Annotated in this window: 12 protein-coding genes; 8 read left to right on the forward strand and 4 right to left on the reverse strand. The window is 55.8% G+C overall.

Annotated features, from left to right (window positions below; genetic code table 11):
• Window positions 1-9 precede the first annotated feature (9 nt).
• Window positions 10-696 (forward strand): N-acetylmannosamine-6-phosphate 2-epimerase, encoded by a 687-nt coding sequence (locus ACT3RW_RS07675; RefSeq protein WP_444613361.1) that lies wholly within the window; start codon window positions 10-12, stop codon window positions 694-696.
• Between the two features lie 90 nt (window positions 697-786).
• The gene (locus ACT3RW_RS07680) at window positions 787-1,350 is read left to right on the forward strand and encodes a hypothetical protein (RefSeq protein WP_444613362.1); all 564 of its coding nucleotides are present in this window, start codon (window positions 787-789) and stop codon (window positions 1,348-1,350) included.
• Here the strand turns inward: ACT3RW_RS07680 and ACT3RW_RS07685 are convergent.
• Entirely contained in the window at window positions 1,347-2,759 is a 1,413-nt protein-coding gene (locus ACT3RW_RS07685; RefSeq protein ID WP_444613363.1) for an aminotransferase-like domain-containing protein, read from the reverse strand. The two genes, ACT3RW_RS07680 and ACT3RW_RS07685, sit on opposite strands and share 4 nt — an antisense overlap.
• Here ACT3RW_RS07685 and ACT3RW_RS07690 point away from each other — a divergent pair.
• The 3 genes from ACT3RW_RS07690 (at window position 2,758) to ACT3RW_RS07700 (ending at window position 5,183) form a co-directional block, all read left to right on the forward strand.
• The gene (locus ACT3RW_RS07690; RefSeq protein ID WP_444613364.1) at window positions 2,758-3,705 is read left to right on the forward strand and encodes a DMT family transporter; all 948 of its coding nucleotides are present in this window, start codon (window positions 2,758-2,760) and stop codon (window positions 3,703-3,705) included. The two genes, ACT3RW_RS07685 and ACT3RW_RS07690, sit on opposite strands and share 2 nt — an antisense overlap.
• A 73-nt stretch (window positions 3,706-3,778) precedes the next feature.
• The gene (locus tag ACT3RW_RS07695) at window positions 3,779-4,672 is read left to right on the forward strand and encodes a dihydrodipicolinate synthase family protein (RefSeq protein WP_207306500.1); all 894 of its coding nucleotides are present in this window, start codon (window positions 3,779-3,781) and stop codon (window positions 4,670-4,672) included.
• A gap of 67 nt (window positions 4,673-4,739) precedes the next feature.
• Window positions 4,740-5,183: a VOC family protein gene (locus ACT3RW_RS07700; protein WP_444613365.1), complete on the forward strand. Its 444-nt coding sequence runs from the start codon at window positions 4,740-4,742 to the stop codon at window positions 5,181-5,183.
• A gap of 69 nt (window positions 5,184-5,252) precedes the next feature.
• Here the strand turns inward: ACT3RW_RS07700 and ACT3RW_RS07705 are convergent, their stop codons facing one another.
• Together ACT3RW_RS07705 and ACT3RW_RS07710 are read right to left on the reverse strand one after the other, a co-directional pair.
• A complete protein-coding gene (locus ACT3RW_RS07705; RefSeq protein ID WP_444613366.1) occupies window positions 5,253-7,268 on the reverse strand; it encodes an acyl-CoA dehydrogenase family protein in 2,016 nt (671 codons plus the stop codon).
• 49 nt (window positions 7,269-7,317) lie between these two features.
• Window positions 7,318-7,977 (reverse strand): TetR/AcrR family transcriptional regulator, encoded by a 660-nt coding sequence (locus tag ACT3RW_RS07710; protein ID WP_131088163.1) that lies wholly within the window; start codon window positions 7,975-7,977, stop codon window positions 7,318-7,320.
• 73 nt (window positions 7,978-8,050) lie between these two features.
• Here ACT3RW_RS07710 and ACT3RW_RS07715 point away from each other — a divergent pair, with 73 nt between their 5' ends.
• Genes ACT3RW_RS07715 through ACT3RW_RS07725 form a run of 3 tightly spaced genes read left to right on the forward strand, consistent with a single transcriptional unit; the run spans window position 8,051 to window position 11,545 of the window.
• Window positions 8,051-9,346 (forward strand): acetyl-CoA C-acetyltransferase, encoded by a 1,296-nt coding sequence (locus ACT3RW_RS07715; RefSeq protein ID WP_444613367.1) that lies wholly within the window; start codon window positions 8,051-8,053, stop codon window positions 9,344-9,346.
• Entirely contained in the window at window positions 9,346-10,683 is a 1,338-nt protein-coding gene (locus ACT3RW_RS07720; protein WP_444613368.1) for a 3-oxoacyl-ACP reductase, read from the forward strand. Before ACT3RW_RS07715 ends, ACT3RW_RS07720 begins: the two co-directional genes overlap by 1 nt.
• Before the next feature lies 1 nt (window position 10,684).
• A complete protein-coding gene (locus ACT3RW_RS07725) occupies window positions 10,685-11,545 on the forward strand; it encodes a MaoC family dehydratase (protein ID WP_444613369.1) in 861 nt (286 codons plus the stop codon).
• Window positions 11,546-11,607: 62 nt separating this feature from the next.
• On the opposite strand, the gene ACT3RW_RS07730 is transcribed toward ACT3RW_RS07725, so the two are convergent.
• A complete protein-coding gene (locus ACT3RW_RS07730) occupies window positions 11,608-12,798 on the reverse strand; it encodes a glycosyltransferase (protein WP_444613370.1) in 1,191 nt (396 codons plus the stop codon).
• Window positions 12,799-12,808: the final 10 nt, after the last annotated feature.

Consider the following 12,808-nt stretch of genomic DNA (forward strand, 5'->3'; position numbering starts at 1 on the left):
GAGTAAAAGTTGTTGTTATCAGCGACGGACCTAGAAAAACTACGTGGATCATTGATCGTCTCGGCTCAGGCATATCCGGGGGAGCCGATGCGTAATCCACAGACCATGGCGCAGGTGGCTGCCTCAGCGGTCATCGGTGGTGCCGCGGCGGTGCGAGTTCAAGGCATAGCTGATATTCAGTTCACCCGCTCAGCCGTTGAAGTCCCGGTGATTGGTCTGTTCAAGGATGGACACGAAGGCGTATTTATCACTCCCACCATCCACCACGCATTGGCTGTGGCAAACGCAGGAGCGCATATTGTTGCCTTGGATGGCACGTCGCGTGAGCGTCCGGACGGAAAATCACTTACTGAAACGATTACCGCGGTGCATGAACGTACCGGTGCCTTGGTGATGGCTGACTGCGGCTCACTAAATGATGCATTGGCGGCGGCCGAGGCCGGGGCCGATCTGATCGGAACCACACTGGCCGGCTACACCGGCGAACGAGAAAAGACCGAAGGCCCAGATCTAGAACTGTTGGCGCAGATCGCCGGGGCGCAATTGGGCCGTCCACTGATCGCTGAGGGACGGATCCACACTCCAGCACAAGCTAAATCAGCACTTGATGCCGGTGCTTTTGCGGTGGTTGTCGGCACTGCTATCACCCATCCGGCCAGCATCACCGGCTGGTTTGATCAAGCGATGCGAGGCTAGTTCCAATTTGGTGTCTCTCGTTTCGTGCAGACTAGGAACTGACCTAGGCTTAAGCGCAGAACCTTATTCCTGCACGATCGGAGAAAACCAGTGGACGCTTTCATCAAGGGCCCAAGCAAGCGCGATGTAGCCGGTATGAAAGCCGCGTTTGGTGACGTTGAGGCCGGCGACGTCCTTTCCGTACTCTACAAAACCACTCGATTCGGCAACTTCCTGATTACAGGTGCCGCGCACGCAACGGTTCTTGACGACGTGATGGTCGGCGGGCTCAACGCTGCCGCTGCCAAGAAAAAAGCCAAGGACACTGACGGTGCAGAAGTGATGCAGCGTCAGCCAGATAAGGACGTTCGCGCTTTCCCCGCTGAGTTTGAAGGCGACTTTGCGCCAGAAGATATCGAGGTCGCCCAGCTTTCCCACGGAGACTTGGTTGTTGCCTCCTTCAGCCAGAACCCTTATGGCGATTTTGTTGTCACCGGCGTCGTTACTGAAGCGCAGAACGATCACGAGTACTTGATGGTTGGCCCGTGGATCTTGCAGACCGCCCAAGGCCAGGGCTTGCGTTTGCTCTCGGTGCAGCGCGTGGCGGCCAACGGCACCCACGTGGCTCCGGTGCCTACCCGTCGCGGGCTGGTTGAGGTCGACGGGCTGGCTTAGCCGTACTGACTACGCAGGGCTTCGCCGAGAATTCTGGCGCCTTCATCAAAGGCGCCAGGATTTGGCCCCGAATAGTTGAGACGCAAAAATTGTCCAGATTCTTCGGCAGGGAACCAGCTTCCACCCGCAGCAATGGCCAACTTGCGCGTTTCGCAGTCTTGTTCCAACTGCCGCAAGTTGGTGCCATCGGGTAACTGCACCCAAAGGTTTAATCCGCCAGGCGGAACGGACTGCAGGTGAGCTTCGGGGACGTGCCGGTGGAGCGCGTTGATCAGTTGATCTCGTCTATTGGTCAACTGCTGGCGCAATGAACGCAGGTGCGTGCCCCACCCCGGCTGGGTAACAACATCCAAGGCCACCGCCTGCAACGGGCCACTGACGTACATTGACTGTGCCTGGTTATCTGCCAAAATCCGATCACGTGCCGGACCGCGAGCGATCAGCCCGGCCACGCGCACCGCAGGGGAGACACTCTTGGTCAGAGAACGCAGATAAACCACGTGCCCCGTGTCATCGCGGGCGGCCATGGGCGAAGACTCGGTGGAAATCCCGAAGTCCTTGGCCCAATCATCTTCGATCAGAAAAGCGCCACGAGCTTTAACAATCTCTAAAACACGTTCGGACACCAAAGGGGACCACTGTGCCCCTGTGGGGTTTGCAAAATTCGGGTGAGCGTAAAAAGCCCGTGCCCCAGTGCGCTCCAAGGCACGATCCAGTTCGTCGGTGTCTGGCCCGTTAGGCCCAGTTGGGACCGGCACCAAGCTCACACCGACTTGTGCTGCAGCCATAATGGCGCCCCAGTAGGTGGGGGATTCGATGAGCATTGGTTCGCCCTCACCGACCAACGCACGGAAGATCGAGCCCAGTCCGCTTTGGCTTCCAGGCAAAATGACGACATCTCTGGCAGTGGGCGCGCTCAGTCCGGGAAGCAGGTGTTCGTTTAGTTCGGAAGCGAACCATGCTTGTAGCTCTGGAAGACCGGCCGGCTCGGTACGCAGCAGTACCGATTCGGTGCGTGCTACTCGCGCGAAGGCCGACTTCACTAATCTCTGGGGCAACAATTCACGGTCTGGATAACCCGAGTGAAGAGCGATGACATCATTGGGCAACACCCGTTGGCTCGGATGCACCTGAGGCAAATGATTGCGCGTAGCACCCAATGCTGCGGTCTGCCATCCGTAGTCGTTTGGTCGGGTTACCGGGATAGAGCGCACGAAGGTTCCAATACCCGGGCGTGACTCAATGATCCCTTGAGTGATGAGAGTGCGTAAGGCTTTTTGAACCGTCACCGGGCTGAGCTCGTAGTCCGCAACAAGTTGGCGGGTGGAGGGAAGCTGCGCGCCGGTTGGTGCAGTGGAAATCCACTCACGCAGTTTCGAGACAAGCCGTTCACTGCTACTGTTAATCATGAAAGACAATAGTACCGCTACTCTGAAAACGCCTCAACCGCTACTGGGGACCTCAGCGGGTTTGATCTGGGGCATAGCTGGCGTCTGCGCCTTCTCGCTCACCGTCCCATTCACCCGAATCGCTGTTTCGGACGGAGGCATGGATCCCTTGTTTGTCGGATCTGGCCGAGCTGTTATTGCCGCAATTTTGGCCACGGCGGCACTTTTACTCACTGGGCAAAGGCCTCCGAACCGCACACAGTGGGCCAGACTGAGTGTTGTAGCCCTGGGCGTAGTCGCAGGTTTTCCTCTGTTGACGTCGTTTGCATTAACCTCGGTCCCGGCCAGCCATGGTGCTGTTGTCACCGCAATTCTCCCAGCAGCAACAGCTGTTGCATCGGTACTGCGAACCAAGGAACGACCTAGATTGCCTTTCTGGCTGGCCGCGGGACTTGGTGCCGTCGTTGCAGTCATGTTCGCCGCCATTAATGGAGGAGGAATAGCCGGCCTACAAAGCGCAGATATTCTGCTCATTATCGCGGTGATCGTTTGTGCCATCGGCTACGCAGAAGGCGGACTGCTCTCCAGAGAACTAGGATCATGGCAAACAATTTCGTGGGCCCTGGTGCTCGCCTGCCCCGTGATGGTTACCCTCACCGCCATCAGTTTGAGCAACAGTATCCCTGCCGGTGGAATTTCGAGTTGGGGTTCCTTTGCCTATCTGGGCATTGTAAGCATGTTCCTCGGATTTGTGGCCTGGTACCGCGGTCTGGCTATTGGGCCAATGTCGACGGTCAGCCAGGTTCAATTGGCTCAACCAGTCATGACGATGGGCTGGGCTGCTCTATTACTGGGCGAACATATCGGTTGGAAAACCCTCGCCGGAGGACTCGCAGTCATTGCGTGCGCGTTGCTGGCAGTCCGGACCAGAAACTCTGATCCTAAATCTACGTTCCTTCGACGCTAGGTGCGTTAGACGTATTTTGCACCTTCGTCTGTCATGATAAATTCACTAGCCAACTATTGGAGTCACATTGAAACTGTTCACCGGTCTGAGCGCATTCCCACTTACCCCAATGAAGGATGAACGAGTGGATGAAGGATCATTCACGAAGCTGATTCAACGATTGAACAAGGCCGGCGTTGACTCGATTACCGCGCTAGGATCCACCGGATCCTATATGTATCTGAGCCGTGAAGAACGCGCTCGCGTAGCGCGCTTAGCAGTCGAACATGCCGGCAACGTTCCTGTGCTTGTAGGCGTCGGTGCGATACGGACGGCCCACGTACTTGAACACATCGATGACGCAAAAGCCGCTGGTGCCGCCGGCGTACTTTTGGCGCCAGTGGGCTATCAAAAGCTGAGTGACGATGAGGTATTTGACCTGTTCCGAGCTGCCACGGAGCACAGTGAGTTACCTGTGGTTGTTTACGACAATCCCGGCACAACTCACTTCGAGTTCAGTATCGAACTCTATGCGCGCATAGCTGCACTACCGGGGATCGCATCAATCAAGATTCCAGGGGTGCCCACCGACCCTGTCGCTGCGAAAGCCCATGTGTCTGCGGTCCGAAAGGTGATTCCGGAGCACGTGAGCATCGGAGTCTCCGGTGATGGATTTGGAGCTGCAGGGCTGATTGCTGGCTGCGACGCGTGGTACTGCGTCATAGGCGGAACGCTTCCGGAACCGGCGCTTGCCATTACACGAGCAGCGCAATCTCAGGATGATGAAGTGGCCCTGCAACTTTCGGGTCAGCTGAATCCAATATGGGAACTGTTTGCTGAATTCGGTGGCAGCCTGAGGGTAACTGCAGCCATCGCCGAACACCTCAAACTGGTGAACCACAATTGCCTTCCGCTACCAGTTCAAGGGCTAAACTCTGAACAACGAGAAAGAGTAGCTCAGGTTCTTAAGGAGCTTCCCGCTAGATAGCCTTTACCTCTAGCCTGGAGCCAGATGAGCAGCTGTTAGCAATCAGAGCATTGGAAGGTTTTCTATCGTGGCACGCATCGTGAGGTTTGATCACATTGGTATCACCGTCGCGGATATCGATGAAGTCGCTAAGTTCTTTGTGAGCCTAGGCCTGCGCATTGAAGGACGAGCCGATGGACTGGAAGGCGAATTTCTTGAAACCGTCAGCGGAGTGCCCAATTCGCGTACGAATATCTTGATGCTCAAGGCCCCCGACAGCGAGGTAGGTATTGAGCTTTCCAGCTTCGAGAAACCGGAGCATGGCCCGGGACAACCGTACGCTATGGCTAATGAACTAGGCCTGAGATCTCTTGCCTTTGAAGTTGATGACATCGTGGCCGTGATATCCGAGCTAGATGCACAAGACTATACATTGATTGGCGGTCTCGGTGAATATGAGGGTGTCTGGAAGATGGCCTACATCAGGGGACCCGAGGGGCTAATTGTTGCCCTGGCCCAACGGCTTTCCTAAACAGCGAAGATCGCTTAAACAAATGTGGCGTCCACACTCATTTTGAGTGTGGACGCCACATTATTGTCCTTAGACAGAAGCCTTCTTTAGCGACTTCTCACTGATCGGAGCATTGTCGCTGGCGCGTAAAGCTCGGAAGTACTCCATCGCCTCGTCTTGACGCTGCGCTTCTCCACCGGAGGAGATGTCGGCACGCAGGTGGTCTTGGGTGTAGCCGAAAGCATCCACCAAGTCCTGAGCGTGTGGACGTAGGCGGGCGAGCAACCGGTTTAGGTAGCCGGGAAGGGTGCGTGCACGCTGCATCGACAGGTGTCCGTTGGCCAAGTACCAGCCCAAATCCTCCTCGATCAAGGTCAGCGCAAATACATCGCGCAACCAGGTCACGACCTCTAGGGTTGCTGGATCCTCGATCTTTGCCAGTGCAGCTGTGAATGCTTCCCAACGCAAGAGCTCACCGTGATCTCGTGCCGCAGAAATGAGCAGATCCTGATTCTCGTTGAATGCTGCTGCACCCTTGGCCTTGTCCTTACCAGCCGCACGCAACGCATTAGCTACTTCAGCAACCTTGGCATTTATGCGTTCGGTGAGTAGCGCACGCTGGTTGTCAGCATCCTTGAAGAAGTTAGCGCTCTTACGCTCGTCAGAGGCATCCGCAAATGCTTGGCCAACCTTGCGTAGACCAGAACGGTACAGTGCGGTAGTACCAACCTGTCGAGCAGCGAACAACGCCATGGCACCGTTATCAAGCTTGCGGAACTCCGAAGCGTAGTCCGTCAGCAGACGCTTGCCAACCAACTGAAGCAACACGTTGTTGTCACCTTCAAAAGTGACGTAGACGTCTAGGTCTTGGTAGAGCTGGGTGAAACGGTTCTTTGCGATAAAGCCTGCGCCACCGCAAGCTTCGCGGCTCTCTTGAAGCGTATCCAGCGCGTCCCAAGTGCTCAATGGCTTCAGCGCTGCCGCCAACGTTTCTAGATCTTGGCGATCATCATCGCTGTCTGCGCGGCCGGAGAAGACAGCATCAAACTTGTCCAACAGACCATCGTGAGCAAAGGATGAGGCGTAGGTTCGTGCGATGCGAGTAATCAATCGGCGCTGATGACGCTGATAATCAAGCAACGTGGTCTCTTCGGTATCAGAGGTCGAATTGAACTGACGGCGCTGGTTGCCGTAGGTGACAGCGATCTGCAGAGCAATCTTCGATGCGCTGGTCGCTGCGCCGTCCAATGAAACACGGCCCTGGACCAAGGTGCCGAGCATGGTGAAGAATCGGCGGCCCGGCGAAGAGATCGAGGAGGAGTAGGTTCCATCTGCGTCGACATTGCCGTACCGGTTGAGCAGGTTGGTGCGGGGGACTCGTACGTTGCTGAAGTGCAGGCGTCCGTTGTCGATACCGTTCAAGCCGCCCTTGAGTCCATCGTCTTCGCCGCCAATGCCGGGCATGAAGTTGCCCTGCTCGTCGCGAATTGGAACGTAGAAGCAGTGCACGCCATGGTTGACGCCCTTGGTGATCAATTGGGCGAAAACGGTTGCGGACTTGCCATGCAAAGCTGCGTTGCCAAGGAACTCTTTCCACGCCGCCTTGAACGGAGTGTGAATGACAAATTCGTCGGTGGCTTCGTCGTAGGTGGCGGTAGTGGCCACTGCAGCCACGTCTGAGCCGTGACCAATTTCAGTCATTGCGAAAGCGCCTGGCGTCTGCAGGTTCATTGCATCCGGGAGCCACTTAGCGTGGTGCTCTTCGGTACCAAGGTGAAGTATGGCACCAGCAAAAAGACCCCACTGGACGCCGGCTTTGATCTGCAGTGATGGGTCTGCGGCCACGAGCTCCTCGAAAGAAGCGATGGATCCACCATGATCGTCGTAACCACCGAACTTCTTCGGGAAGGCACGCTGGACAGCTTCTTCTTCAACCAGCAAGCTCAACTGTCCCAGAACGCGTTCGCGGTGCTCATCCATCGCCAATGATGGGTCGCGCTGCAGATCTGGACGTGCGGCGCGTGCGCGAGAAGCCTTGCGAACTTCCGCGTAGGGGCCAAGCAACTGTTCGGCCAGGGCAGTGACGTTGATGCGGTTCTCGCTCATGACGTACCTTTCATTCCTTGATGATTCAGTGAATTCGTTTTTACGATCTTTAGGCATTGATCTCTACCGAAGTTGAGGTGATTCCGTAGGCAAGCCAGTTGGTTAGTTCGAGCGCCATCGCTTCGAGACTCGGCTTTGAATCGGATGCGGGTAGGCGAAGCCATTGTTCTCCAGCTGCACGAACCATTCCCAAGGCTGCTCGGGGCCAAAGGCTCAAGGCAGCGGGGGTGGCTTTTTCGTCATAGAGCTTTAACAGGCGAATGCTAATGAGAGAGGAGGCTTCATCGAAAAAGTCGTTGAGTGCTCCGGCTGATTCATCATCCGCTGATCGCTGTGCGCCTGTGACGAAGTAATACAGATTTGGGCTGTTCGTGGCCAGCTCAAGGTAGGCAGTAACCATGGCGTGTAAGGAGCTGAGTTCTTTGTCCTTGGCCAGGGCTGCGGCGATAACCCTTTCGCGGAAGTCGTTAATGACCTTGGCGCTGAGCGCTTGGCGTAGCCCTTCCTTGTCACCGAAGTATCGGTAATAGACAGGCTTGGAGGTCTTTGCGTGGCTAGCAATGTCTTCCATGGAAACTTGTGGGCCGAGCTTGTGCACGGCCTTACGCGCTAACTTAAGCAGTTCCTCATGGCGAGCGGTGCGATGCGCCTGCCAGCGGACGGCCCGGCCGTCTGTTTCACCTTCTAATACTTCAGTGATCTTGTTCACGTAACTCAGAGTATCATGTACTCTTGGTTACAGTAATACGTGTCACAACAATCTTTGTAGGAGTTTTTTGAACATGAGCCAGCAGTCTGCGCGCAACGCCGTGATCATCGGTGGCAACCGTATCCCATTCGCCCGTTCCAACACCGCCTACGTTAATGCATCAAACCAAGACATGTTCACCGCCGCACTCGAAGGGCTGATTGCACGCTTCGGACTGCAGGGTGAACGCATCGGCGCCGTCAGCGGTGGCGCAGTACTAAAGCATTCCAAGGACTTCAACCTGATCCGCGAATCTGTACTCGGATCCTCCCTGGACCACGCAACTCCTGCCTACGACGTGCAGATGGCTTGCGCGACCGGCATGGAAGCAATCGGGTCCCTGGCAAACAAGATCAAACTTGGTCAGCTTGAATCCGCAATTGGTGGTGGCGTAGACACAACTTCCGACGCACCAATTGCTGTATCGGAAGCCCTGCGTGGCATTCTGCTAGAGCTATCCCGTGCACGCAGCACCAAGGCAAAGCTTGCTGCCCTTGCAAAAATTCGCCCTGCACACTTGGCACCTAACGCACCAGGTACCGGCGAACCGCGTACCGGACTGTCTATGGGCGATCACCAGGCACAGACCACCAAGGCCTGGGGCATCACCCGCGAAGCTCAGGATGAACTAGCTTTGGCCAGCCACAAGAATCTGGCCGCCGCCTACGACCGCGGATTCTTCAACGACCTGGTCACGCCATTTAACGGCCTTGCCAAAGACAACAACATGCGCGCCGATTCCAGCATGGAAAAGTTGGGTAAGCTGAAGCCAGCCTTCGGCAAGAATCTTGGCGACGAAGCAACCATGACCGCCGGCAACTCAACCCCGCTCACCGATGGTGCATCGGCTGTTCTTCTTGGCAGCGAGGACTACGCGCTGAGCCATGACCTACCGATGCTTGCCAACTTTGTGGACTTTGAAGCAGCTGCTGTGGACTTCGTTCATGGCGCCGAAGGTCTACTGATGGCACCTGCGTACGCCACCGCTCGGATGCTCAAGCGCAACAACCTCACCTTGCAGGACTTTGATTTCTACGAGATCCATGAGGCGTTCGCGGGCACCGTCCTTTCCACGCTCAAGGCATGGGAAGACGAAGAATTCTGCCGCGAGAAGCTCGGACTAGACGCGCCACTGGGCGCTATCGACCGAACGAAGCTCAACGTTAACGGTTCATCGCTGGCAGCAGGACACCCATTTGCCGCTACCGGCGGTCGCATCATCGCCAGCACCGCAAAGATGCTGCACGAAAAGGGTTCCGGACGCGCACTGATTTCTGTCTGTGCCGCAGGCGGACAGGGCGTAGTAGCAATTTTGGAGGCACGTAGCTAATGGCTGATAAGTACATGGAACTCGTAAACACGGGAGCCACCAAAAAGCTGGCCAAGCTCCTTGGCCTCCCACGACCACCGCGTCTACGCCGATACAGCGTTGATAGCCCACTGCTACCAGGCCCGTTGTTGGTGCTGGGTACCAGTGCTCGTGCTCAAGAGCTCAGCGATGTTCTGATCTCTTGGGGACTTGATGTGCGTCGCCATGATGCAGGGGACGTCAAACTTGGTGGTCTGTTGTTGTTGCTTGATGAGGCAGCGCATCCAGAAGAACTTTCACCAAACATGCTTGCCGCAGGTCGCGCCCTACGCCAGCTGCTGCCCGGCGCACGTGTTGTCTCGTTCTCCCGTCCAGCGCTTGCAGAAGATGAACCGGCTCTCGCCGCAGTACGTCAGGGCATCGACGGTGCCATGCGTTCAGTTGGCCGTGAAGTGCGTGCAGGAGCAACCGCCAACGGTATTGTGCTGGAAAATTCCACCAGCATCGTTAGCCCCAGTGCGCTGGCAGCACTTCGCTTCTTCCTCTCGGGTCGTAGCGCCTACGTGGATGGCCAGTTCCTGACCGTGTGTAATGAACAGGGCGTTCTTCCAGAAGACTTCGCCAAGCCATTAGCCGGCAAGGTCGCAGTTGTTACCGGTGCAGCACGCGGTATTGGTGCGGCTATTGCTAGCACCTTGGCCCGCGACGGTGCACAGGTTGTAGTGGTTGATATGCCGCAAGCAGGGGATTCCTTGGCCAAGGTGGCGAACTCCATCGGAGCGACTACCCTTCAACTTGATGTCACCGCCGCTGATGCTGCACAGCAGATTATGGATCATGCCATCGGCCGTCACGGCTCATTGGACCTGGTGATCCACAACGCCGGCATCACTCGTGACAAGCTGCTGGCCAACATGGACGCAGCGCGTTGGGATTCGGTCATCGCTGTGAACATCGCGTCTCAGTTGCGTATGAATGAGGCGTTCCTGGCCGCTGGGTTGCCAAACCTTCGTATCGTTTCGTTGGCGTCGACTTCTGGCATTGCTGGAAATCGTGGGCAGTCCAACTACGCTGCATCTAAGGGCGGAGTTATTGGCATGGTGCGTTCCAGCGCCAAACTATTCGGAGCCAACGGCGGCTCCATTGCAGCCGTTGCACCGGGTTTCATCGAAACGGACATGACTTCGAAGATTCCTCTTGGTACGCGCACCGTGGCACGAATGGTGCTTCCATCCCTGATGCAGGGTGGTTTGCCGCAGGACGTGGCCGAGGCGATCAGTTTCTTGGGTTCAGATTCTGCTGCTGGACTCAACGGTCAGGTACTGCGCGTTTGTGGTCAATCGCTGGTGGGTGCCTAAGGTGAGTGCATTGATCGTTTCTGAGATTCCTTCGATGGCTTCGGTGTATACCAAAGCCGTGAAAACTTTGGGACGTAAGCCAAAAAACCCTCAACTCCCGCAGACCGTGTTGGTGTATCAAGGTGCCAAGGCGGATCCGGCGAAGCTCACCGAGTTCCGCAAGGCGGTGAATGCACCAATGAACACGGTTCTGCCCAGCCTCTATGTGCATTCGTTAGCATTCCCGCTAGCCATGTCCTTGATGCTGCGTAACGACTTTCCATTGCCGCTGTTAGGGATGATCCACCTGAGCAATCAGGTCAGGGTTAACCAGCCTCTGGGCGAAGAGGAAGCCTTTGATATTGAGGTGCACAGTGAGAATCTCACCGCTCATGCCAAGGGGGCCACTTGCGATTTGGTGATTCGAATTGTTGTTGAAGGCCAAGACCGCATGCTCTTGCGCAGCACGTTCTTAGCTAAGGGAGTTAAACTCCCTGAATCTCAACCGGTGGCAACAGAGCATCCAGAGTTCGTTGCCCCAGTGCGTACTGCTCAGTGGAAACTTGATAGTGGCACCGGTAGGCGCTGGGCGAAGGTGGCGGGGGACTACAACCCAATTCACCTTTCCGCGTTGAGCGCGAAGGCCTTGGGAATGCCAAGTGCCATCGCTCATGGAATCTATCTGGCCGCTCGTGCCTTAGGTGGGATTGAACCCAGCTCTGGCGACTATTCGTGGAACATTGAGTTCAAAACTCCGGTGGTTCTACCTGCAACGGTAGACCTGGCTTTTGAACGAAATTCAACGGGATATGTGGTTAATGCTTGGCATGCTCGAAAGGGTAAGCCGCACTTCGAACTGGAACTAGCGACGACTAGTCACTGATGAGAAAAGCTCTGGTCTCTGACTGACCAATACGTGAGTTGGAGACCAGAGCTTGTTGCTGATTATCGCTGAAATTGTGATTGCGCCTGGCGATAACTGGCCAGCGTGGCGACACCTGCTCGTTCCCAGGTGAACAATCCGGAATGTTCCAGAGCGCCGTGCCCAGCAAGCGTGATCAACTCTGGGTTTCCGGCAAGTTCGATAAGCTTTTGTGCCCAAAGCTTTACCTCAGGTTCGGCCATTAGCCATCCAGAGACGTTGTTGTTGACCGCATAGGCCAACCCTCCCACGGCGTTAGCTATCACTGGTGTTCCGCATGCTTGAGCCTCCGCCGCCACCAGACCAAAAGTCTCCGAGAGGGAGGGCACAGCAACAACATCAGCGTTGGCAAAGGCGAGAGCGAGTTTGTTTGGCTCCAACGGATCATAAAAACGGACCGCGTCTTGTAGGCCTTCAGTGCTCACTATCGATTTCAAATCGTAGTCTGAGGATCCGGATAGGGAGCCGAAGATCGAAGCGGTGATACGCAGGTTTGGAGCTTGTCGTTTGGCCTCACCAATTGCCTGAAGTAAGAGGTGGGCACCCTTCAGCCGTTGCATGCGCCCTGCATAAACTAGATGCAGGTCGTCTTCACCCAGCGGTCGCTGCAGCTTGTCTTGGTTTGGGTGGAAGACGCGGTGGTTAACGCCGGGCAGAACTACGTCGAGTTTGTGGGAATCGACTGAATAGAATCGCTCTAGCTGATTCGCCTCAACAGGGGTATTGGCAATAATGCGTGAGCACTCTAGTAGCAACTGTTCTTCGGCAATTTTTCGATTTTCAGGTTCCGCTATTCCTGATTCATGTTCCTTGGCTGCAGCTGAGGTGTGCATCGAAACTACGAGTGGAACAGACCATTGTTTTGCCAGGCGCATGCCCACCATGCCCGATAGCCAGTAATGCGCGTGAACAATGTTGATCTTCAGCCCGTGCAGATGTTCTGTGATGGCGCTAATCGACGGATCAATAATCGAGGGCAGTTCTTCTTTGGACAACTCCTGCCCGGCAGCGATTTGAATTTGATGCATCCAGACACCTTCACCAACCTGAACGGATTCAGATTCGCTCGCGGTGCGCGTGATCATGTGCACCTCATGACCCAAGGCGCCTAATGCGAAGGAGAGATTCTGAATATAGACGTTCATGCCACCGGCATCGCCTGAGCCAGGTTGTTGCATCGGCGAAGTATGCAAGGAAAGCATGGCTATACGCATAGTTTGTGGC

It is taken from the genome of Glutamicibacter sp. AOP5-A2-18, assembly GCF_052446055.1.
Classification (GTDB): Bacteria; Actinomycetota; Actinomycetes; order Actinomycetales; family Micrococcaceae; genus Glutamicibacter.

Excerpts from the sequence above, each read along its gene's own strand:
- ACT3RW_RS07705 (WP_444613366.1), bottom strand. The coding sequence starts at position 7,268 with ATGAGCGAGAACCGCATCAACGTCACTGCCCTGGCCGAACAGTTGCTT.
- ACT3RW_RS07685 (WP_444613363.1), bottom strand. The coding sequence starts at position 2,759 with ATGATTAACAGTAGCAGTGAACGGCTTGTCTCGAAACTGCGTGAGTGG.
- ACT3RW_RS07715 (WP_444613367.1), top strand. The coding sequence starts at position 8,051 with ATGAGCCAGCAGTCTGCGCGCAACGCCGTGATCATCGGTGGCAACCGT.
- ACT3RW_RS07720 (WP_444613368.1), top strand. The coding sequence starts at position 9,346 with ATGGCTGATAAGTACATGGAACTCGTAAACACGGGAGCCACCAAAAAG.
- ACT3RW_RS07730 (WP_444613370.1), bottom strand. The coding sequence starts at position 12,798 with ATGCGTATAGCCATGCTTTCCTTGCATACTTCGCCGATGCAACAACCT.
- ACT3RW_RS07690 (WP_444613364.1), top strand. The coding sequence starts at position 2,758 with ATGAAAGACAATAGTACCGCTACTCTGAAAACGCCTCAACCGCTACTG.